The 19,936-nt window shown below is 68.3% G+C and carries 25 protein-coding genes; 10 read left to right on the top strand and 15 right to left on the bottom strand.

Translation table 11 applies throughout. The features are described 5' to 3' along the window. Positions 1–420 carry a thiol-disulfide oxidoreductase DCC family protein gene (locus tag OHA17_RS21730; protein ID WP_406507975.1) on the top strand — a complete coding sequence of 140 codons (420 nt, stop codon included), beginning with the start codon at positions 1–3 and terminating at the stop codon, positions 418–420. Positions 421–432: 12 nt separating this feature from the next. Beyond that, entirely contained in the window at positions 433–1,272 is an 840-nt protein-coding gene (locus tag OHA17_RS21725; protein WP_406507974.1) for a serine hydrolase domain-containing protein, read from the top strand. Positions 1,273–1,857: 585 nt separating this feature from the next. On the opposite strand, the gene OHA17_RS21720 is transcribed toward OHA17_RS21725, so the two are convergent. The 10 genes from OHA17_RS21720 to OHA17_RS21675 all read right to left on the bottom strand — a co-directional run bounded on the left by OHA17_RS21720 (position 1,858) and on the right by OHA17_RS21675 (position 9,395). Continuing rightward, positions 1,858–2,253, bottom strand: coding sequence for a hypothetical protein (locus tag OHA17_RS21720; protein ID WP_406507973.1), 396 nt, complete (start codon positions 2,251–2,253; stop codon positions 1,858–1,860). A 21-nt stretch (positions 2,254–2,274) separates the two neighbouring features. Continuing rightward, the gene (locus OHA17_RS21715) at positions 2,275–4,542 is read right to left on the bottom strand and encodes a protein phosphatase (protein ID WP_406507972.1); all 2,268 of its coding nucleotides are present in this window, start codon (positions 4,540–4,542) and stop codon (positions 2,275–2,277) included. Next, positions 4,535–4,912, bottom strand: a complete 378-nt coding sequence (locus tag OHA17_RS21710) for a DUF6507 family protein (protein ID WP_406510780.1) — start codon at positions 4,910–4,912, stop codon at positions 4,535–4,537. Before OHA17_RS21710 ends, OHA17_RS21715 begins: the two co-directional genes overlap by 8 nt. A gap of 90 nt (positions 4,913–5,002) precedes the next feature. Further along, complete coding sequence (locus tag OHA17_RS21705; protein ID WP_398878801.1) at positions 5,003–5,314, bottom strand: pore-forming ESAT-6 family protein; 312 nt, start codon at positions 5,312–5,314, stop codon at positions 5,003–5,005. A gap of 18 nt (positions 5,315–5,332) precedes the next feature. After that, positions 5,333–5,668 carry a hypothetical protein gene (locus OHA17_RS21700; protein ID WP_398878815.1) on the bottom strand — a complete coding sequence of 112 codons (336 nt, stop codon included), beginning with the start codon at positions 5,666–5,668 and terminating at the stop codon, positions 5,333–5,335. Between the two features lie 147 nt (positions 5,669–5,815). Beyond that, positions 5,816–6,028 (bottom strand): DUF4287 domain-containing protein, encoded by a 213-nt coding sequence (locus OHA17_RS21695; protein ID WP_406507971.1) that lies wholly within the window; start codon positions 6,026–6,028, stop codon positions 5,816–5,818. Positions 6,029–6,154: 126 nt separating this feature from the next. Then, positions 6,155–6,730, bottom strand: coding sequence for a MepB family protein (locus OHA17_RS21690; RefSeq protein ID WP_406507970.1), 576 nt, complete (start codon positions 6,728–6,730; stop codon positions 6,155–6,157). A gap of 206 nt (positions 6,731–6,936) precedes the next feature. Beyond that, positions 6,937–8,028 (bottom strand): CU044_5270 family protein, encoded by a 1,092-nt coding sequence (locus tag OHA17_RS21685; RefSeq protein ID WP_406507969.1) that lies wholly within the window; start codon positions 8,026–8,028, stop codon positions 6,937–6,939. Then, positions 8,025–8,654 (bottom strand): RNA polymerase sigma factor, encoded by a 630-nt coding sequence (locus OHA17_RS21680; RefSeq protein WP_406507968.1) that lies wholly within the window; start codon positions 8,652–8,654, stop codon positions 8,025–8,027. The genes OHA17_RS21685 and OHA17_RS21680 overlap by 4 nt, the downstream gene beginning before the upstream one ends. 312 nt (positions 8,655–8,966) lie before the next feature. Next, positions 8,967–9,395: a hypothetical protein gene (locus OHA17_RS21675; RefSeq protein WP_406507967.1), complete on the bottom strand. Its 429-nt coding sequence runs from the start codon at positions 9,393–9,395 to the stop codon at positions 8,967–8,969. 156 nt (positions 9,396–9,551) lie between these two features. Between OHA17_RS21675 and OHA17_RS21670 the strand changes: the two genes are divergently transcribed. Both OHA17_RS21670 and OHA17_RS21665 read left to right on the top strand, forming a co-directional pair. Next, complete coding sequence (locus OHA17_RS21670) at positions 9,552–10,388, top strand: helix-turn-helix transcriptional regulator (protein ID WP_406507966.1); 837 nt, start codon at positions 9,552–9,554, stop codon at positions 10,386–10,388. Beyond that, positions 10,385–10,699 (top strand): DUF397 domain-containing protein, encoded by a 315-nt coding sequence (locus tag OHA17_RS21665; RefSeq protein ID WP_406507965.1) that lies wholly within the window; start codon positions 10,385–10,387, stop codon positions 10,697–10,699. Before OHA17_RS21670 ends, OHA17_RS21665 begins: the two co-directional genes overlap by 4 nt. Here OHA17_RS21665 and OHA17_RS21660 read toward each other — a convergent pair. The 5 genes from OHA17_RS21660 to OHA17_RS21640 form a co-directional block, all read right to left on the bottom strand. Further along, positions 10,689–11,309 carry a hypothetical protein gene (locus tag OHA17_RS21660; protein WP_406507964.1) on the bottom strand — a complete coding sequence of 207 codons (621 nt, stop codon included), beginning with the start codon at positions 11,307–11,309 and terminating at the stop codon, positions 10,689–10,691. The two genes, OHA17_RS21665 and OHA17_RS21660, sit on opposite strands and share 11 nt — an antisense overlap. A gap of 23 nt (positions 11,310–11,332) precedes the next feature. Next, the gene (locus tag OHA17_RS21655) at positions 11,333–12,343 is read right to left on the bottom strand and encodes an ROK family protein (RefSeq protein ID WP_406507963.1); all 1,011 of its coding nucleotides are present in this window, start codon (positions 12,341–12,343) and stop codon (positions 11,333–11,335) included. 11 nt (positions 12,344–12,354) lie between these two features. Further along, the gene (locus tag OHA17_RS21650; protein WP_406507962.1) at positions 12,355–13,410 is read right to left on the bottom strand and encodes an ROK family protein; all 1,056 of its coding nucleotides are present in this window, start codon (positions 13,408–13,410) and stop codon (positions 12,355–12,357) included. 151 nt (positions 13,411–13,561) lie between these two features. Beyond that, the gene (locus tag OHA17_RS21645) at positions 13,562–14,335 is read right to left on the bottom strand and encodes a hypothetical protein (RefSeq protein ID WP_406507961.1); all 774 of its coding nucleotides are present in this window, start codon (positions 14,333–14,335) and stop codon (positions 13,562–13,564) included. Then, positions 14,319–14,909, bottom strand: coding sequence for an RNA polymerase sigma factor (locus OHA17_RS21640; RefSeq protein ID WP_406507960.1), 591 nt, complete (start codon positions 14,907–14,909; stop codon positions 14,319–14,321). The genes OHA17_RS21645 and OHA17_RS21640 overlap by 17 nt, the downstream gene beginning before the upstream one ends. Positions 14,910–15,106: 197 nt before the next feature. Here OHA17_RS21640 and OHA17_RS21635 point away from each other — a divergent pair, with 197 nt between their 5' ends. From OHA17_RS21635 to OHA17_RS21610, 6 genes are all read left to right on the top strand, one after another. Next, complete coding sequence (locus OHA17_RS21635) at positions 15,107–15,292, top strand: hypothetical protein (RefSeq protein ID WP_159047658.1); 186 nt, start codon at positions 15,107–15,109, stop codon at positions 15,290–15,292. Between the two features lie 129 nt (positions 15,293–15,421). Further along, positions 15,422–15,991 carry a GNAT family N-acetyltransferase gene (locus tag OHA17_RS21630; protein WP_406507959.1) on the top strand — a complete coding sequence of 190 codons (570 nt, stop codon included), beginning with the start codon at positions 15,422–15,424 and terminating at the stop codon, positions 15,989–15,991. 145 nt (positions 15,992–16,136) lie between these two features. Further along, positions 16,137–16,472, top strand: a complete 336-nt coding sequence (locus tag OHA17_RS21625) for a hypothetical protein (RefSeq protein WP_398878815.1) — start codon at positions 16,137–16,139, stop codon at positions 16,470–16,472. Between the two features lie 18 nt (positions 16,473–16,490). Beyond that, complete coding sequence (locus tag OHA17_RS21620) at positions 16,491–16,802, top strand: pore-forming ESAT-6 family protein (RefSeq protein WP_398878801.1); 312 nt, start codon at positions 16,491–16,493, stop codon at positions 16,800–16,802. Positions 16,803–16,857: 55 nt separating this feature from the next. After that, positions 16,858–17,286, top strand: a complete 429-nt coding sequence (locus OHA17_RS21615; RefSeq protein ID WP_406506762.1) for a DUF6507 family protein — start codon at positions 16,858–16,860, stop codon at positions 17,284–17,286. Beyond that, positions 17,283–19,931: a hypothetical protein gene (locus OHA17_RS21610; protein WP_406507958.1), complete on the top strand. Its 2,649-nt coding sequence runs from the start codon at positions 17,283–17,285 to the stop codon at positions 19,929–19,931. The genes OHA17_RS21615 and OHA17_RS21610 overlap by 4 nt, the downstream gene beginning before the upstream one ends. The last annotated feature ends 5 nt before the right edge of the window (positions 19,932–19,936 follow it).

Raw genomic sequence — 19,936 nt, 5'->3', positions numbered from 1 at the left:
ATGTCAGCAACAGATGCTGCCCCTGCAAGCGGCGCCACCCGACCGGACGTGCTGTTGGCCTTCGACGGCGACTGCGGATTCTGCCAAACCGCCATCGACCAGATCCGCCGCCGAGCCAAGCCCGCAATTCCAGCCGCACCGTGGCAGAGCCTCCCCTCGCAGCTGACGCAACCTCACCTTGAGCGCTTGGACCACGAGGTGATCCTGTTCGCGGGAACGTCCGTCCGCTGCGGCGGTGCGACAGCGCTGGCCCGTTTTCTCGGCTCTTCCCCGCAGCGGCGATACCGAGTTGCGACATTCCTGGTGCGGCTCCCTCCCCTCAGCCTGGCTGCTCACGGGATCTACCGATGGGTCGCTCGAAATCGCCACCGGATGCCCGCCGGCACACCGGCCTGCTCGCTTCCACGCACCCAAACCTGAAAGCCTCCCCGCATGCGCCCCGTTCCCACCTGCATACTCAGCAGCGCCGACGCCCCCCAGGCCGTGGACGGCCACGATCTCGATCGGTACGTCCAGATCGGCTCGCTGACCAAGCCCCTCACTGCCACCGTGCTGACGCGCCTCGCCGAGGTTGGTGAGCTCCAACTCGACGATCCCATAGAGCAGTTCCTCCCCGCACCGCCCGGCACAGGCATCACCCTGCGCCACCTCGCGGCCCACACCTCGGGCCTGCCCCGCCTGCCACCGCACCTGCACCGACGCGACCCGTACGCCCCCTTCGGCGCCCAGGCCCTGGACACCCTCGTACGCCGGCTCGACACGCTGCCCACCACCGCCCCGGGGCACACCGAGGAGTACTCGAATCTCGGCTACGCCCTCTTGGGCGCCGCTCTCGTCTCGGCAACGGGCACCTCGTACAGGGATCTCCTGGAGCGCCACGTACTGGCCCCGCTAGGCATTACGGAGATATCGGCCGACCCGCCACCGGAGCGGCGGCTGCTCCGACCCGGGCTGTTCGGCCGCCCGGTCCGCCCCTGGACCATGAACGGCGCCATCCTGCCCGCGGGCGGCCTGTGGGCCACCCCTCGCGCCGCCGCCCGCCTCACCGTGGCCCTGCTCGTCGAGCAGGAACTGGGCGAGCCCACACCGTTCTGGCAGACCGCGGGCCCCCTGCGCTGGCACAACGGCGCCACCCGCGACGCCTCCGTCTTCACCGGCGCCCTCCCGGACGGCACCTGGGTCCTGATCCACCGCCTCTCGGGCAACGCCGAACAGACCGACGAACTCGGCATCGGGCTTCTGCGGAACATCGCTGCGCCGAAGGCGAGCTGAACCCGTCCCGAGAGCTGTCCCTGCCACAGCTCTCGCCGTCCCGGCGCAGGCTACGGAGAGGAGTTGATCAGCTGGCGCTCATGCCGCGCTCGGGCCATTGACCCCTTTCCGCAAATACGGAGTTAATCTTTCGGGAAGCTTGGAGGTATACGTAGTCGACTTGGCCGTCATCGGGTTTCGAAGTTCGAGTTTCGGTGTCCATGGCGAGTCGGCGTGTCATTTCTGCCGGATCCTCACCGAATGAATAGGAAATCACACCCGACTGCTCGGATACTTTTTGAAGTAAACCAGGGAGGCCATTACCATTCACCTTCGGAATCTTCGCGCTCCCTTTGGTCATGCGGTGCCCCCGTGGTTCCCGTGGGCGTGGCCTTTTCCTAGCGGTCGCTGGTCATGGTGCCGCCCTCTCGCAGGGGTCACATGACCGGCATGGTCACGACCGGGAAGCTGGATTTTTGAGGTTATCCAGCGTCCCCGAAATTTGAGCTCCTCGGGGCCATTCAAGCACGGCGCCCCGCATTCTTTTTGGGCGTAGTGGCGAGAGCGGTGCGGAGCCATGGTAAGCGGAGGTATCGACCACCGGGCCTATTTCCGCTTACCGGACCGGAATGCCTGGAGCTCGTCCGTAAGGGCCATGAGACGCTCCTGCTCGACAGCGGGAACTACGTAACCCGAAGACTCGGCCCTGGCCCGGAATTCTTCCGGAAGCACGGCATGGTACCTGGAAACGTAGAACCAGAGGTCACCGCGCCAGACCCACTCTCCGTCCGTGAACATCGAACCGCCGCCCATGATGTTTTCGCCCGACCCGAGCACGTCGTCGACGACGCCCATGGAGGCGAAGAGCATATGCCCGCCGCGGAGATAAGAGGCGATCTCGCTCTCGTTCGGCTGCGGCGCATCCGCCACGAACGAGCGGATGCTGCTGGTGGCCTCCGGGCTCGACGACCAAAGCTCGCTGTAGAAGCCGAGAACCTTCATCTTGACACTTCCCTTCAAGGGCTACTTGGCAATGGGGAGGAAGGTCCTCCAGTATCCACCATTTTGTACCTCCGGTACTTGGCCCTTTGGCCGTGAGGGGTAGATACCCACTTCGTCCGTCGGAGCCATGACCGGAACACCCAGTTCGTTCGCCAGCTGCTGCGCCGCAGGGATATCTGTTATGCCGTCGCGAATCCGTCCCGTATGGCAAGAGATGAGCCTGATGGGCCCACCCTTGTAACTGGGATTGTTCCTGATGGCCTCGACTATGTGGGAGGGGTGTACCTCGCCAGGCGGGAAATCGACTCCAGCAGCATTCTTCCTGCCGGGCATGAAGAATCCCTTGTCATTGCCGTGAACGATCACGTCGTGGTAGCCGTCTAGCCGTGCCGTGAATTCCCGGTTCAATTGGGTCATGCTGTCGTAGCCGATTGTAGTCAGGTGCGGCTGCTGGTAGACGTGGTCACCAGTCGCCAACACGACGTCACCGTGCTCCTTGGGTGGAGCGGGCAGCTTGGATTCCGGCGCGTCCGGCGGGACATAGTCCGACCGCATGGTGTGTGCGGGATCCGGCGCGGGCTCCGCCGTCCCGTGATCGGTGTCCTTACTGGCGGAGTGATCGGGATTGCCATGGTTGCCGTGTTCGCCAGTGTGCCCTTCGCCGCCGCCACCGCCGCCGCTCGGCGTGTGGGACCCGCCGCCACCCGACGGCGTGTGCGAACCCGCACCGCTGCCCGAGCCGCCGCCGGTCGGATGGTCCGCGGCATGGCCGCCTGTGGACAGCGTGTTGTGCGTACCGCCACCCCCGGGTGGCTCATGCGCTGCGGTCGGGCCCGGGATCGAGTCGCGGGTGGTGTTGTCCAGCGTTCCATGGCTGGCCTGTTCGCCAGCGCCAACAAGCACGGGCGATTCGGACCCGGGCAGGGAAGGCTCCGCCGCGTGCGGCACGGAGCTTTTGAGCTGGGCGATCTGGTCGGCGGAGAGTTCGACATGGGCTGCGGACACCGTGCCATCGGGGCGCGTGACGGTGTACTCGCCGTCCTTGAAGGAGAGCTTGGTGCCGTCGGGCCATTCGGCGTAGGTGTCGGTGACGTGGGGGACGTTGGGGTCGTGGGTGAGGTGGGCGGCGTCCGAGAGCGGGCCGACGGACAGGCCCTTGAGGCCCTTGAACACATCGGCGACCTTGACGACGCCGAACTGGCCTGCCTTGAAGACGTACGTCATGGGGTCGACGGCGCGTCCCACTTTGCCGAGTGCGGAGACGGTCTTGGCGACCGCGCCGGATTTCGCGGCCGAGCCGGCGCCGCCGGTGAAGACGGTGGTCAGGACATTGAAGGCCACGGCACCGGTGGCGCGGGCCGGGTTCTTGCCCCACTCGTCATAGGCGATCAGGGCCTTGCCGGTCTCCTTCAGCGCGGTGCGGGAATCGCGGAACCATTTCGGCATCATGCTGTCGGGCGTGGCCATGAAGGCCTCCCGGGCACCGGGAAAGCTGAGTATCACCAGGCCGGTGGCGAGTTTGCCCAGCCCGGTCCAGGCCTGCCCGGCGGCGTCCCAGCCATCGGTGCCGACGAGCGTGCCGAGCCCCTTGACGGTGCCCCAGACCCCGTCGACGACGAAGCCGTCCCACACCAGGCTCTTGCCCTGGTGCCACAGCCAGTTCAGGCCGGTGTACTCGGGCTCCGCGTAGCTGCCCCAGGGGGCCTTGTCCAGGTGGCTCAGGTCATCGGCGGTGGCCCCGTACTCGATGGTGCCGAAACGCACCAGCTTCTTGTCACCGTGGTTGCCGAGCACCAGAGTGGTGCCGCCCACGAGTGCGGTGATCTTGTTGTGGCAGGTGATCTCGGCTTCGTAGAACGCCTGCAACGTGGCATGGACCTCGTCCTTGATGCCGTCGTTGCGGTCCCGCTTCTTCTCATCACGCTGCCAGTGCTCGTCGCCCGCGATACTCGCGGTGAACGCGAACGCCTGGCGTTGCAGGTCTTCGAGCTTCTTCGCCAGCGGCCGCACCTCCTGGCTGTAGGCACTCAAAGCACTGGACACCTTCTCCAGGCTGTCCGCGAACGTCGCCGTCTTCGCGGCCACCGGCGCGGTCGTGGCGAACAACTGCTCCGCCTCCGGCGCCTTGTAGAACGCCGCCACCCCCTGGAAGTGGGAGTGGATCCCCGCCCCGGCATCACGAAACGCCCCGGCCTCCGCATTCAGGAGCGCCGTGTCATGGTCCAGGCTGTCCAGGTCGCCGGTGAACTGAGGTATCCCCGAGGGAACGATCGACTCGGGTTCACTCACCGCCGGCCCGCTTCCCCGAGAACCCCGGCGGCGCCGGTATCGGCTCCGCCAGAGCTGCGTGCTGGGTCTGCGCGGCCATCCTCAGATCACCCTTGACGTACTCATTCGTCGCCTCGGCCGCCCCGGTCAACGACTTGCCCGTGCGCTCCACGACGTACTGAAGGTCCTTCTGCCAGTGCTGCATGAACTCACCCAGCGCCGCCGCCACCGGCCCCGTCGCCAACGCCGGCCCCGTATACCCGGACGCAACCGTGCCCGCAGCCGTCACCGTCCGCGGCAACGTGTCACTCAGATTCGTCCCCGCCGTCGACAACTCCCCAGCCGACACCGCCGTCTTCTGCAACGCACCCTGCACACCGGACGGACTCACGTCCCACCCCGTCACCGCAAACTCCCTGCTCCCCGTTGCCCCAACTCCGGTGCCCGCAAGACCCGTTCTGTATGTCGCTTGTGTCGTGGCTCAGCCGATGGCGTCGACGGCCGCCTTCGCCTTCGACAGCGTGGACTGCGCGGTCCCGTCGTTCAGCTCCAGCGTGCCGCGCACCAGACGGATGATCTCCCGCACCTCGGCCGCCGCCTTGTTCCAGCGCAGCTCCTTGCCGTGGTACTCGTCCGAGACACCATCGGCGGTGAACTCCGCCATCGCCGCCTTCACGGCACGGTCGCGGTCCGTCAGCACACGCTCCAGGTGCCCGACGATCCCGGCGAGACCACCCTGCACCTCGGTCGATGCGCCGGTGTCGTAGCTGAGCCGGTCCAGATTCTGACCCATGATCCTGATCCCCCGGTGTTAGTGACGTCCGCCGAAGCGGGCCGCGTCGAAGTTGGCCGCCGACATGTTCTGGTGGGCGTTGGACTCCTGCTCGTGATCACCCGTACCGAACGCCGTGTCCATCCCGGACTGACCACCCAGAATGTCCTGCAACGACCCGTTCAGATCGCCTGTGATCTCGTCCGCGTGGTTCTTGAACGAGTCGAACGCGGCCTTCCCCGCCCCGTTGAACTTCCCCTCCAACGGCTCGGCCGCAGCGATCAACTGCCGGATCAGCGAACCCAGATCACCACTCGAACCCTCGGTGCTCTTCCCCAGATCGGACAGAGTCGTGGACCCCATGTCGAACTTCACGCACACACCCCCGTAATCGTCATCTCCAGCGGGCCGGGCTTCCGCAAGTTGCCCCTTGCGCCTCATACGCCCCACCGGATAGGTCAATTTTTATCGAACGGGCGTTGCGGATGCAACGCGGTTCCGAGCCAAGGACGCGAAGTCAATTCATCCCCGCTCGCCCTTCGTCAGGGTGTGGGCGACGAGCGCATTGGCATGGCCGTGCCCCAGGCCGCGCTCGGTCTTGAGCCAGCCGACCAGCTCCATGTGCTTGGTCAACGGTGACGTACGGATGAGGTCCTTCCACTCGGCTATCGACCGGCCGTACTTCTTCTCGATCGACGGAAAATAGCTGGCGGGGCCCTTCAGCGTGTCAGTCATGGCTCCACTCTGGCACCCGCCACTGACAACGCCGCTTGCCCAAGGACGCCTGCTCGTCGAAGGCAGGCTGAACACCCCCACAGGCCAGTCGTTCCGCGCCTGCAGGGGCTCCAACAGGCGGCCCCCCTAGGGGTGGTAGGGCTCTCGGGCGCGAGCCGGGTCGACCGGCCCGTCCTGGTCCAGGCGCAAGAAGTGGTCCAGCTGCCACTCCTGCGTACGACCGGCCTGCCGGTTGGTCGTGGTCACCCAGGGCGGGTACACGCGGAAGGCTCGCTTCCCACCGGAGCCGCCCACTGATAGGACACCTCGACGGCGGAGCACGTCCGTGGGGAAGACGAACTGGCCGAAGTGGACACGGTCATGGTCACGGCAACTGATGACGAAGAGGTCTACGGGATCCGTGACATCGAAGGGCTCGATGGGCCCACCCGGGGACCTCTTCCACACGGTGACGAACTGGCCGACCTTGGTGGGGGTCGTCTTGGCCGCGCGGAACCGGACGGAGAGGCCGTCCAGGGTGAATTCGTGGGCGGCGTACTCGGCACTCTCGGATTCGGGAACCGGCTGCGAGCAGGTGAATCCGCAAGGGTCGTAGACGAGCTCTTTCGCCGCCAGGAGATCGGTGTGGACCGGGGTGTTGTCCGACCACGGTACGAGTCCGATGGAGTGCGGGTCGGATGAGTACTCGCGGTTCGCCGTCATCCGTCCACCCTGTCACAGGGGATTGCACGAACGCCGACCCGGCGGATGCGGGCGGTGTGCCACGAGCCGGGCGCAGGACCGGTCGGCCGGTCCTGCGCCCAGCAGTTGCGGGTGGGCAGGTCCATCACCATGCCCGCTGCTCGTTGGCACAGACGTTGTCACAGGCGCTGTCACAGGCGCTGTCATAGGCGTTGTCATAGGCGTTGTCACAGGCGTTTGCCGTCCGGGAGTTCCTTCTTCGCGTCCGTAACGGCTCGTTCGATCACCGTCGTCTGCCCCACCACCGTGCCCGGCTTCAGGCCTTCCTCCTCCTTCACCAGGACCTGGCGCTGGCCCAGGTACGCGTAGGTGTCCTTGTCGAAGATCCACTCGTGTCGGGTGGACCCCCGGGTGAAGGCGATGGCGATGCCCTGGCGGCCGTCCGCGTCGGTGGCCTTCGGGACGAGTTCGACCCCCGGGATCCGGGCCGCCACCTTGTAGAGGGCGGCACTGGTGGCGGAGGGGGCGATCTGCTCGGACAGGAGACTGTTGATCTCCTTGAACGCCATCCAGTCGTCGTCGGGGTTGCCCCGCTTCCCGCCCTGGTAGAGCCGCTTCAGCAGGGCGTCGGGGTCGGTGGGGAGGGCCCTCATGCTGTCGTAGGAATGCCGCGTGTCGCCCGAGACGCCCGGCCCGTGGTCGAGGTCCGTGCCGTTGGGTTCCACATCGCTGAGGGCGCCGCCCGGTTCGTACAGGAATCCCTTCTCCCCGTCAGGGGACTTCCAGATCTGGCGGGTGTGCAGGGGGGTGATCCAGGTGTCCGTCTTCCCGGTGGCGGGGTTGGTGCCGACCCGCAGGAAGGACACCTTGCTCTTGATGTAGATGAACTGGTCCTGCCGTGGCGTGAGGGAGGGCTGTGCCGCCGCGGCCAGCACGATGCGGTCGACGGTCGCGGAGAGGTTCTCGGTGGTGCCGGGTACGAGTGGCATCCACTGGGGCTTCTCCCGCGGGCCGGTGTCCTGGTGTCCGCCGGCCCGTACCCCCTGGCCGGACGCCCCGCCCAGGTGCAGGGACCCTGGCACGATCACACCGGCAGCCAGTACGGCGGCCACCGGGACGCCGATCAAGGCCGTACGCCACAGACGGGCGCGCCGGACAGCGGCAGGCGCGGAAGCGCGCCGGATCTCGCTCTCCAGGTGTGTGGCGAGCGCGGAATGCCGGTCCGCCGCCATCTGCGGGTCGTCGCCCGGCGCCGGAATCAGCAGGTCGAACTCGGAGACATGGAGCGGCTCGTGCCGTCCCCAGGGCATGCGCGTCATCGGTTCCGCTCCTTCTTCGGCCGGGCCGTACGGGGGTCTTCGGAAGGCCCTGCGGGGCCCTGCGCCGCTGCTTCGGCGCCCTTCCACAGTTCACGTTCGGCGAGGTTGCGCAGCCGGGTCCGCGCCCGGGACAGCCGGGACCGCACGGTGCCCACCGGCACACCCAGGGCCTCGGCCGCCTCCGGGTAGGTCAGCCCGGACCAGACGCACAGGGTGACCACCTCGCGTTCGCAGCGGCGGAGTTTGCCCAGGGCCCGCTGAGCCGCCGCGAGCTGCTCCGCGTCGGCCATGCGGCCCACCAACTCGTCCGTGAAGTCCGGCACGGTATTGCGCACCGGGACGCGGGCCATCGCCGCTCTGTGCCGACGGGCCGCGCGCGAAACATTGCGCAGGACGTTCACGGCGATGCCCATCAGCCAGGGTCTGGGGCTCTCACCCTCGTCGCGCAGGCGCTCACGCAGCCGCCACGCCTCCAGGAACGTCAGCGAGACGACGTCCTCCGCCAACGCCCAGTCGCCCGTGACACGCACGGCATGCCGGTAGACCAGCTGCGCGTGCTCGTCGAAGAGCTCCCGGAACGCCCCGGGGTCGCCGTCGCGTATGCGGTCGTATATCGAATGGTTCACGCTCAGAGTTGTCCGCTCACTGTCGGGCGTTCCAGTGACCTGCGTCACGTACGGGATCCCGGCCGAAAGGACCTCGCCGGCGTGCCCTTACCGAACGGTCTTGTCGCGCACATCCCAATGAGCATGCCGGACATCCTGTGGGCATTGCTCCAAGGCGGGAAATGAGGGCTCGTCCAGCCGACATCATGGCCCTTGGCATGTCCGAGCCCGCCAATCAACAGGACTGCGGGTCACGGCCTGCCCACCCCCGCTCGCGGCCCGGAACACCTGCTGCACCGGGCTGCCCGGCGACACCGCCACCAGTTCCACCTATCACCCATCACCGGAATGACTCGTCCCGCGTAGCTGCCACACCACCGAGTTCAACAGCGGTGTGTGTACGAACCGGTCCGGGCCCGACGGCGCGCACCGCCACGACAGCGGCCACGTGTGCCCGCACAACGCCGGGACCGGCACGTAACTCACCTTCCCCGGGCCCGAGTTGAAAGGCTGCGCCAGCTCAGGCCACGGCCTGTGGGACGTGCTGCGCGGCGGCACCAGGAAGTACACCGGCCGCCGCCCCGCCGCGTCCGCGACGATCGGCCCCGGGTCGCCCCCGGTCAGCTCCTCCATCAGATCCGCCACACAGCGCCCCGCATCCCCCTCGATCCGTACGGCGTCGAATTGCACGCCCGCCTTTCTCAGGTGGAACCCGGAGAGCGGAATCCAGTCCAGGTTTACCTCGCCAATTTGCGTATCCACGGGGACAGTTTCGACGCACCCCGCTAGCGTTTTCCATGGCCTCATGAGGACCGTCGGGGAGCCGTTGACCAGCCCCAACTGCCTTTGAGGCGAGTCGAATTCGGCGGGGTTGAGTTGTGACCGGTTGAGACCGGTTGAGTCGGAGCGTGATCGCATATGGCACGAGCGGAAAACAAGGTGACGGCAGGACCGACTGCGCAGATGGTGGCCAATCTGGCCCGCAAATTGCGCGTACGGAAGGGGTGGACGCAGGAGCAATTGGGAACCGAACTCGGCTTCTCCGGCGCGGCCGTCAGCGCCATGGAGACGCTGGCGCAGCCGGCGTCCGACGACATGCTGGTTCAGCTGGAGCGGGTCCTCGGGGATGGGATGGACATCTTTGAGGATGCGCGGGTTCCGGTGCGGCTGGAGAAGTTCCCGGTGCAGTTCCAGGACTACTCCCTACTGGAGCAGCAGGCCTTGGCTCTGCGGCTGTACGCGACCTTCATCCTCCATGGCCTCTTCCAGACCGAGGCGTACGCCCGGGCGCTGATCGGCGGTGGCTACCCGCCCTTCCCCGAGCAGCGGGTCGAGGAACTGGTAGAGGCGCGGATGGCACGCAAGGTGCTCTTCGACCGGAACCCGGTCGCGCTGATCGAAATGGTGGTGGAGGAGTCGGTGCTGAGGCGGGCGATCGGCAGCGAGGAGATCATGCGCGGCCAGATGCTGCATCTCGCTCAGTGCGCGCGTCGGCGTAACGTGACGCTCCAAGTACTGCCAATGAACTGCGGGTTGAGCGGTGAACACGCAGGCGACCGTGGCGGCATGACGCTGGCGGAAACTCCGGAACACGACCACCTCGCATTCCTGGAAGTGCAGGGCGAGAGCCTCATCATCGCCGACTCTGCCAAGGTGAGTACGTATGCCCACTGCTATGCGAAGATCCGAGCACAGGCCCTGGATCCTCGCGAATCGCTGGGCCTCATCGAGGAGTTGGCAGGAGAGCAGAGATGAGCAGCACCCTGCGGTGGTTCAAGTCCAGCTACAGCAACGCGAGCGGTGGTGAGTGCATAGAGGCGGCCGTCGCCTGGCGCAAGTCGTCGTACAGCAGCGACAGCGGCGGCAACTGCGTGGAGGTAGCCCTCCCCTGGCACAAGTCCTCGTACAGCGACAGTGGCGGCGGCGAATGCGTAGAGGTGGCCACCTGCCCCCAAGCCGTCCACGTACGGGACTCGAAAGTGAGTGACGGGCCCTCCTTCTCCGTCGCTCCCCGCGCGTGGACGGCCTTCCTGGGGTGGGAAGAGGCCGGGCGGATCAACGGCTGAAGCGGGTTCGTACCGCGCTCAGCCCCTTCTTGAGGCGGTCCGCCGCCGCCGTGGCGCCGGAACCGACGGAGTCGATGGTGTCGTCGACGAGCAGGCCGGCGACCTTCGACGCTCCCATGCCTGCGGCGACACCGCCGATGATGCCGCCGACCACGCCGCACACGACGGTGCCGGGCCCGGGGGCGACCGCGGTTCCGGCGGCGGCTCCGGCGAGGGACGCCGAGTAGGCGCCGGCCAGAGCGAGGGCGAGAGCGGAGCCCGCGGCGGTCCCGAGCTCGCCGCCCAGCACACCCGCGCCGCCGACGACGGCACCCCGGTACGCGCACCGCGTGCCGTGTTCGACCGTCCCCATCTCGGGCCGCTCCTCCTTGTCCCGGTCCCACTGGGCCTTGGAGCAAACGCCGACATTCACCGCGTTTCCCAGCTGCCCCAGGCCCTCGCTGACGGCACCGAGGCGTTTGAACGCGGCCTCACGGCCCGACCGGGCCACCACCACGCCCAGGTCGTCCAGTTGCCCGTACCTCAGTTTCTGCGTCGCGCCCACGGCATGGTTGGTCCAGTTGACCCCGTCGTTGAATTTCTTCCACTGCTGATGCGCATCTTCCGGCATCATCAACTCCCCCTGTTCATCAGTTAGTTGAGGGCGGCGCGGCTACCGCGCAGCGCGCTCTCCTCGTAGGCGTCCAGCGCGAGCAGTGCCGCGCCGATCCAGCCCGCGCCGGGGCCGAGCAAGCTGGGCCTGATGGGCGGGAGTTCGCGGTGGCCGCGGGCGGTGACGTAGCTCTCGAAGCTGCGGCGGGTCGGGGCCAGGAGTGTGTCGCCCGCGTCGGCCACGCCGCCGCCGATCACGACCAGTTCGACGTCGAAGAGATTGACCAGCGTCGCGATCCCGATGCCCAACCAGTGGCCCAGCAGGGCCAGTTGGGCACGGGCCGTGGGGTCGCCGGAACGGGCGGCCGCCGAGACTGTTTCGCCGGTCACCCCGGACGGGTCGCCGGCGAGGGTGGCGAGCAGGCCGGTGGGGTCGGCGGCGGCGGCCGCGCTGCCGTACCGGCCGAGTGCCGGGCCGGACGCGAGCGGTTCGAGGCACCCGATCGTGCCGCAGCCGCAGCGCGTCCCGCCGTGCGGGTCGACGATCATGTGGCCGAGTTCGGTGCCGATGCCGGTCCGGCCGCGGAAGAGCCGGTCGTCGAGGACGAGCCCGCCGCCCACACCCGTACCGACGGTCACGAACGCCATGTACGACGCGCTGTTGCCCAGGCGGTACTCGGCCCAGCACGCGGCGTTGGCGTCGTTGTCGACCACGGTCGGCAGCCCCGTGGACTCCTCCAGCATCCGGCGGAACGGCAGGTCGCGGTAGGCGTTGTTGGGGGCGGTCCGGATGCGGCCCTCGGGCCAGCTGACCAGACCGGCCGCACCGACGCCGAGGGAGACCACGCCCCGGTGACGGTCGCGGAGTCGGTCGACGATCCGCGAGACGGTCCGCAGCACGGCCTCGGGATCGTCCGCCGGGCAGGGCACCTGCCGTACGCGTTCGATGACGTGCCCCCTGTCGTCCACTACTCCGGCCGCGATCTTCGTGCCTCCGACATCGAGCCCGATGGAGCGAACGGGGCGCTCGTCGGGGGTGGGGGAAGAGCCCATGCGGTGTGCTCCTAGCGGGGTTGGAGCTGGACGCCGAAGCAGTTCTGCAGCGCGATCAGAGCGGCGCCCTGCGCACCCCGTACGGCGTCCAGCGGCTTGGTGACGATGTGACAGTTACGGCTTGTCTGGAAGGTGTGCTCGGGGACGTTCCGCAGCGCGCGCAGGAAGGCGTTCGCGGCGCGGCGGCCGGGCCCGCCGGTGATGAGGTCCTCGGCGGCGTAGATGACGATCCGGCTGGGGCCGAACGTGGTGAGCAGCGTGGCGATGCCCCGGGCCAGCGAGACGCCCGCCTTGCGGAAGGCGGCGATCGCCTCCGGGGCCTGCGCGGTGCCGCCGTCGGCGAGCGCGATCGCCGCCTCCAGGCCGTCCAGCTCGCGGCCGGTGCGCTCCTTGACCACGGCGGTCAGCGCCCGGTTGCCGAGCTGGCTCTCGATGCAGCCGCGCATCCCGCAGTCGCAGTCCCGGCCGCGCGGCCACACCTGGAAGTGCCCGAACTCCATGGGCACGGACAGCCGTTGACGCCGTACGACCACGCCCGCGCCCACGCCGTCGCGGATCAGGACGACCGCGAACGTCGCGCACGCGTCGCCCACGCCGAGCCGCTGCTCGTACGCCGCGAAGGCGTGCGCGTCGTTCTCCAGGGCGGTGGCGCAGCCGAACGCGGCGGCGAGCTGGGGTCCCAGCGGGAAGTCCACCCATTCATAGGGCGGCGGCCGGTCCTTGCCCCGGTCGTCGGGCGCGTTCACGAGGTGCAGGACGGTGCCGGTGTCCGGATCGACGGGACCGCCGACCTGCACGCCGAGACAGAGCCTGCTCCTCGGGAACCCGCGGCCCAGCCGGACGGCCGCCAGCTGCCCGGCCAGCTCCGCCGCGTGCTTGACGACCTCGCCCGGCTTCATGTCGGTCAGGTCCCGGCGCGAACGTGCCACCACTCTTCCGTCGATCTCGGCGAGGACCCCCACGAGCTTGTAGGGCTGGACCTCGATGCCGATCGCGAAGTCCCCGTGGTCGAGTTCGTGGCTGCGGCGCAGTATCTGCCGCACTGTGGCGTCGTCGTTCGCGTTCATGTCTCACCTTGCGCGGGGCGGCGGTTGAGTTCAGGGCATGCAGGTGGGGCCATCGGTTCGGGGTGGCGGTTCAGGGGTCGGAGGTGGGATCCACGCTTCCGGGCGGCGGTTCAGGGGTTGGAGGTGGGATCCACGGCTTCCGCGTGGCGGTTCAGGGCATGACGGTGGGGTCCACGACTTCGGGGTAGCGCTGGGCCGCGGCCCGGATCGCGACCGGCGTGAGCGCGATGACCTCCTCGGTCTGGCCGGGCCAGTCCTCCTCACCGCCGAGTCGGCGCAGCGCGTCCGCCCGGCCCGGAGCCACACACCCGTACAGCGCCTGGACGATCTCCACCGCGCCCTCGTCCTCGAACTCGTCGTACGGAATGTGCTCGCCCATGAGCCGGCGGCTGCGCTGGGCGTCGGGCAGATGGCGGACGCATTCGACGAGGAACGCCACCCGCTGCTCGGGTCCGGCGTCCGCCGGGCGCGGCACGCGGTCCGCTCGTACGGCCTGGTCGCGGAAGCTGTTCACCGCGCGCGCCACGGTCTCGACGGCAAGCGGGCCGACGTCGTCCCGTGTGAGCCCAAGTGCCGCTACCCGTCCGCCTGTTGAGGCCGTAAGGCCGACCAGCCAGAGCCGTACGACGTGGTAGCCGTACGCGGCCCACTGCTCGCGGGCGGCCAGCTCCTGGGACTCCTGGGACTCCTGGGACTCCTGGGACCCGATCCGCTCGGAGGGCGCCTCGCGCGACGGTCGCGCCTCCTTGATCCGGCTCAGCCGCCGCTCGATCTCGTCCTCGGTGATCCTGGTCTCCACCTCGTCGTCGACGGCCCGCAGGAACCGCTCGAAGGTCGGATGCAGCTGGAGCAGGCCGTCTGTCGGCGGCTGGGTCTTGGGGTGGGTCCGGCTCGTCGTGAGTCCCTGCTCATCCCTGCTGGACATGCGGACCTCCTTCTCGTTGGCGGGGCGGGGGTACGGGGCCTCCTGGTGCGGGCCCCTCGGCGCTGCTCACCAGAAACGCCTTCAGGGCGTCGCGGGCGTGGCGCAGGTTGCTGCGGACGGTGCCCGGCCTCATGCCGAGGAGTGCGGCGATTTCATCCGTCCCGTAGCCGTCCAGGGCCAGGGCGAGGACTTCGCGCTGCCTGAGCGGGAGTTGGCGCAGAGTCCGGACCATGTCCGCCCACTCGTCCGGTTCGGCGCGGGGCTGGTGCGCGGGGGTAGCCAGGCACGCGTTCTTCGCCTCCAGCGCGACGCGCTTGCGGTCGCGCTCGGCCTTCTTGAGGTACGCGTGCAAGGCGACCACGCGGACCCAGCCGACGGGGTGGTTGCGCGTCGGCCAGGCGGACCAGAGTTCCCTCATGGCCTCCTGCGCCGCGTCCTCGGCCTCCTCGAAGGCAGCTCCGGCCCGCCTCAGGTAGCGGACGGTCCTCGGGAACTCCACGCGGAAGAAGTCGTCGTAGTCCACGTAGTCCACCAGCCCGGCGGGAATGGCCCCATGGGGTGCAAGGGGGCTCACGCAGCCACCTCCTCGATGGTCGGTCACCCAGTAAGGGGGGTGAGGGACCGGATCCGTGCAACGAGTCGCGCAGCGCGTTCGCCTTTCCCAACTCCCTTACGCCAAGCGGCGGTTGGACGGACCTCTCTTGCCCGGGTTGCACGCCGAACGGCCTCGCCGCCCCTTTCTGAATATCCCCGCAGAGAGGTCGGACAGCGATGAGGCGCAGGAGCGGTACCGCACACCCCAAGCACCCCAGCCCGACGGAGGTCGTGGCCCTCGTCAACGGCGTGACGGCAAGCATCGGGGGCGTCTACCTCCTGACGTCCTCGACGCTGATCGCCGCGCTGGCGGGAGGTGTGGCCCTGGTGGCGGCGGGGCTGTTCTTCGTCTTCGACCGGTGAGGGGCGTCTTCGACCGGTGAGGGTCGTCTTCGACCGGCGCGGGTCGCCCTCCACCAGTGCCGGGGGGGACGGTGAGGTGGTTTCGGCCGGCGAGGCGACGGGCCGGGTGACCGAGTTCATAATCGCGGGATGCCGATCCTGACCTACCCCGAGGCGGACACCCCGCCCCCGCTGCACGACCAGGTGCTCGCCCTTCAGGACGAGGCCTGGCCGCCGGACGTGCCGAGCAGCGGGCTGAGCCACGACCCGGCGCTCGACCCGCTGTCGATGCTGCTCGTCGAGGACGGCGTCGTGCTCGCCGCGCTGGACATCCTGCGCAAGGACATCGAGCACGCGGGCGTCAGGTTGCGCGCGGGCGGGCTCAGCACGGTGGTCACGCGACGGGCCGCGCGCGGGCAGGGGCACGGGCACCGCCTGGTGAGCGCGGCCCGCGAGGCGATGCCCTCGTACGGGCTCGACCTCGGCCTGTTCACCTGCGACCGCCAGCTCGCCGGGTTCTACGAAGGTGCGGGCTGGCAGGTGTTGCCGGGGGCGGTTCTGGTCGGCGGCACACCCGACGACCCCTTCCCGAGCGACCGTCCGGGGTTCGACAAGGTCACCCTGGCCAGGTTCTTCACCGCGAAGTCCCGTGCTGCCGAGCCCTCGTTCCGGGTCGCACGCATCGCCCTGCACCCGGGCCCCGTGGACAAACTGTGGTGACAAACCTGCGACGGAAGCGCGTTGCACCTGCGACACGCGTTCGATAGACATGTAAGTCGTCGCACGAGGCGCGTGTGGCGGTTCGCGGGTACTGGAACTGGAACTGCGAGCGGTTACGGCAATGGACGATTACGGGGGTGTGTGCGTGAAGTTCGACATGGGGTCCACGACTCTGTCCGATCTGGGGAAGAGCACCGAGGGTTCGAGTGGTGATCTGGGTTCGCTGATCCGGCAGTTGATCGCTGCCGCCGAGCCGTTGGAGGGCAAGTTCAACGGGGCGGGGAAGGCCGCGTTCGACTCGTTCAAGAACCACGCGGACGAGATCACAGGCGATCTGAACGGGTCGTTGCAGGACATTCTGGGTGGTCAGTCCGGGATGGACACGGCGTTCGGTACGGGTGATCACGAGCAGGAGTCCAACGCCCACCAGAACATGTCGGCGGCCAACTTCGACGCGGCCCGCTTCGGCGGACGTCACTAACACCGGGGGATCAGGATCATGGGTCAGAATCTGGACCGGCTCAGCTACGACACCGGCGCATCGACCGAGGTGCAGGGTGGTCTCGCCGGGATCGTCGGGCACCTGGAGCGTGTGCTGACGGACCGCGACCGTGCCGTGAAGGCGGCGATGGCGGAGTTCACCGCCGATGGTGTCTCGGACGAGTACCACGGCAAGGAGCTGCGCTGGAACAAGGCGGCGGCCGAGGTGCGGGAGATCATCCGTCTGGTGCGCGGCACGCTGGAGCTGAACGACGGGACCGCGCAGTCCACGCTGTCCAAGGCGAAGGCGGCCGTCGACGCCATCGGCTGACGGAGCAGGGGCGGGCTTTCTGCGTTGCGAAGTTGATTGACGGGGGTGTGGTGCGGTGACGAGTTGGGACATCAAACCGTCCGGGGTTTCGGGCGTGTTGAAGAAGACGGCGACCGCGGCCGAGGCCATGTCGAAGGCCGGAACAGCGATGCAGGAGAGCCTCAAATCGGCGGCCTCGTCCGCGGGCACGATCTCGGGCCCGTACTGCGGCACGGAAGCCCCGATGGGTCCGGTCGGCGGCGCCCTCGGCGAGTTCATGCAGCACAAAGCCCAGGAACTCGGCTACATCGCGGTGCGCACCGAACACTCCCTGAACGGTGCCTACGACGCGACGACCGAGTACGCCAAGGGTGACCTCGACATGGCCGCGAACAAGCAGAAACAGGCCGTCAAGGAACCCGTGATCAACGACAAGGGCCAGGAACTCGGCCCCGACGGCAAACCGATCGAAAAACCGGCAGACACGGCGGGGGCCGCGAAGTGAGCGACAAGGACGTCATCGAACCCGGCGGCATCCCGATGTTCACCGGCAACCTGGAGCAGCTCACCAAGGACGCGGCCGCGCTCACCAAGCAGGCCGGTGATTTCCGTGACGGCGGATCCAACGTCCACAAGGAGTTCCAGGGCCTGTCCGCCTGCTACCAGGCCCCCGAGGCCGATCAGCTGTTCGCGACCACCCTGCCGGTGAAGACGAAGGCGGATGATTTCGCGGACGGGCTGGAGAAGGCGGCTACGGCACTCACCGAGTACGAGGGTGTCGTGCGGCCGCTGGTCGCGAAGCTGCAGTCGCTGCGGACGGAGGCGTTCGCGTTCACCGACAGCATCGCCGGGGACGACCACTGGCGGCGCGACCAGAAGAAGATCGACCACAACAACCGCCTGATGAGTGACGTCGGCGCGACCATCTCCGCGTTCACCGATGCCGAGCGGGCCTGCCACGACAAGATCACCGCGCTGGTCGGCGGCAGCAAACTCACCGTCGACGACGGCAGCCACAAACCCGGCATGTACGGCTACAGCGCGGACGCGCTCCAGCACGCCGAGGAAACCCCCTGGGGCGGCCACGCCGAACGCGAATACACCGGCCTGGCCTGGGCCTGGCACCAGGTCAAAAGCTTCGTCTGGGACGGCTTCATCGTCGACGGGATCTGGGGCACCATCAAGGGCCTGGGCACCCTCGTCGGCACCGACGGCTGGGACAAGGCCGGCCAGGCCTGGACCGGCCTCGCCAAACTCGCCACCGGCCTGGCGATCTCCTCCACCCCGTTCGCCGCCGCGTTCTGGACCGTCCCCGACAAGGACATGCCCAGCTGGCTCCGCGACTCCCGCACCGCCATGAAGGAAACCGGCAAAGCACTCGTCGCCTGGGACGAATGGGGCAAAAACCCCGCACGCGCGGCCGGCGGAGTCACCTTCAACGTCCTGACCACCGTCTTCACCGGCGGCGCCGGCAGCGCCGCCAAGGGCGGCGCCGTCGCCAAGGTCCTCTCCGTCACCGGCAAGGTCGCCAAAATCGTCGACCCCATGACCTACGTCGCCAAAGCCGGCAAATTCGGCATCATCAAAGTCGGCGACCTCTTCGGCAGCCTCAAGAACATCACCTCCGGCGCCTACACGGATGTCCTCGCGGGCGGCGGCAGGTTCAACGTCGACGGCACGTACGTGAAGAACCCGGACGTCCCCGTCGTCAAGGGCAACTACATCGAATGGCCCGGCGGCAGCCGCCTCAACCTCGACGACGGCAAGGTCTACAAACCCGACGGCACCGTATCGGCAGCCAAGGTCGAACTCAGCGCCGACGACATCGCCCGCCTCAAGAGCTCCCTCCCCCACGTCGACGAGCCGGTGAAGGTCGGCGCGGACGTGAAGGAACCGGTGCTGGTCGGAGCACACGGTGGCGAGCCGGGTCACATCCCGGGCGGCTCAACTCACGTACCGGGTGCGGGCGGTACGGCCCACGACCTCGGCCGGGGCGCGGCGAATGACCTCGACCGGGGGGCTACGGGCGGGTCCCGTGGTGGGACCCCGGCCGCCGGGGACACGGCGGGGCATGCGGCGGAGACCGGCGGGCACGGGCCTGGTGGCCACGGCACGGGCGGGCACGGGACCGGTGGCCACGAGCCCGGGACCGGCGGGCATGAGCCCGGCCACGGTGGCGGCGCGGGTGACGACGCGGGGCACGTTCCCGGCGAGCACGGCGGGTCCGGCGGCAACGGCCACGACGGTGAGCCGCCGACCGGGCGCCGTACGGACGCGCAGGAACTTGAGATCAAGCGCCAGCAGGTCGAGCGCGCCAATAACGACCCTGCGTGGTTCAAGAAGCACTACCGGGTCAACGGCTACCGGCGCTTCACCAAGCTCGACGGCGGGTACGGTCAGCGGCTGCCCAAGCTCGCACCGGACCCGGACCACCCCGGCAAGTGGATCGCGGCCGACGATCTGCCGCCGGCGGTCGCGGAGGACTACCTGAAGGACCCCGTGCCGCGGCACCCGGTGCAGCCCATGACCCCGGAGACCCTCAAGCACCTCAACGGCGAGGCGACCGCCCGGCACAACGCCATACAGGCCGACACGGCGGCGGAGAAGCGCCTGGCGGCAGCGGAGAAGGCATACGAGGCCAATCCCACACCGGAGTTGGCCGCAGCGGTGGACCACGCGGACCTCACGCATTCCCCTCTGCACGGGCAAATGAGCCGCGCGAGCGAAATGTACGGTGAGCACGTCGCCGAACACAGCGCGATACCCGAGCACTACCCCAACGCCAAGCGGGTCGACGACGGAGCGCTCGGCAACAACCGCTTCGACCAGGTCTACAAGACCACGGACGGACGGTACGTGGTTGTCGAGGCGAAGGGTTCCGAGAGGGCTCAACTGGGCACACGTAAGGGACTCAGCGGACGCCGAGTCACACAGGGCACGCGCGAATACTTCGAAACGATTCTCGCCGAAATGGATAAGCGGGCAGAAAAGGGATTGGGAACCCCCGCAGGCAAGGCAGAGGGTGAGCTGGCCGAAGCCCTGCGCACCGCCCTGGACAATGGCAAAGTCGACTACGTCCTCGTCAAAGCGAAGTCCAACGGCGCTCAGTACGCTGGCTACAAGATGAAGCAGTTCAATATCGCCTCCTGAGGAAA

Origin of the sequence: Streptomyces sp. NBC_00212 (assembly GCF_045206365.1) — a bacterium.
Lineage (GTDB): Bacteria > Actinomycetota > Actinomycetes > Streptomycetales > Streptomycetaceae > Streptomyces.
Note: the sequence above shows the minus strand (reverse complement) of the source record. Positions and strands in the feature narration are given on the sequence as shown.

Coding starts and splice junctions, on each gene's coding strand:
- OHA17_RS21650 (WP_406507962.1), bottom strand. CDS start 13,410: ATGAACGCGAACGACGACGCCACAGTGCGGCAGATACTGCGCCGCAGC.
- OHA17_RS21720 (WP_406507973.1), bottom strand. CDS start 2,253: ATGAAGGTTCTCGGCTTCTACAGCGAGCTTTGGTCGTCGAGCCCGGAG.
- OHA17_RS21695 (WP_406507971.1), bottom strand. CDS start 6,028: ATGACTGACACGCTGAAGGGCCCCGCCAGCTATTTTCCGTCGATCGAG.
- OHA17_RS21620 (WP_398878801.1), top strand. CDS start 16,491: ATGGGTCAGAATCTGGACCGGCTCAGCTACGACACCGGCGCATCGACC.
- OHA17_RS21665 (WP_406507965.1), top strand. CDS start 10,385: ATGAGCAGCACCCTGCGGTGGTTCAAGTCCAGCTACAGCAACGCGAGC.
- OHA17_RS21660 (WP_406507964.1), bottom strand. CDS start 11,309: ATGCCGGAAGATGCGCATCAGCAGTGGAAGAAATTCAACGACGGGGTC.
- OHA17_RS21655 (WP_406507963.1), bottom strand. CDS start 12,343: ATGGGCTCTTCCCCCACCCCCGACGAGCGCCCCGTTCGCTCCATCGGG.
- OHA17_RS21635 (WP_159047658.1), top strand. CDS start 15,107: ATGAGGCGCAGGAGCGGTACCGCACACCCCAAGCACCCCAGCCCGACG.
- OHA17_RS21685 (WP_406507969.1), bottom strand. CDS start 8,028: ATGACGCGCATGCCCTGGGGACGGCACGAGCCGCTCCATGTCTCCGAG.
- OHA17_RS21690 (WP_406507970.1), bottom strand. CDS start 6,730: ATGACGGCGAACCGCGAGTACTCATCCGACCCGCACTCCATCGGACTC.
- OHA17_RS21705 (WP_398878801.1), bottom strand. CDS start 5,314: ATGGGTCAGAATCTGGACCGGCTCAGCTACGACACCGGCGCATCGACC.
- OHA17_RS21730 (WP_406507975.1), top strand. CDS start 1: ATGTCAGCAACAGATGCTGCCCCTGCAAGCGGCGCCACCCGACCGGAC.
- OHA17_RS21725 (WP_406507974.1), top strand. CDS start 433: ATGCGCCCCGTTCCCACCTGCATACTCAGCAGCGCCGACGCCCCCCAG.
- OHA17_RS21630 (WP_406507959.1), top strand. CDS start 15,422: ATGCCGATCCTGACCTACCCCGAGGCGGACACCCCGCCCCCGCTGCAC.
- OHA17_RS21670 (WP_406507966.1), top strand. CDS start 9,552: ATGGCACGAGCGGAAAACAAGGTGACGGCAGGACCGACTGCGCAGATG.
- OHA17_RS21645 (WP_406507961.1), bottom strand. CDS start 14,335: ATGTCCAGCAGGGATGAGCAGGGACTCACGACGAGCCGGACCCACCCC.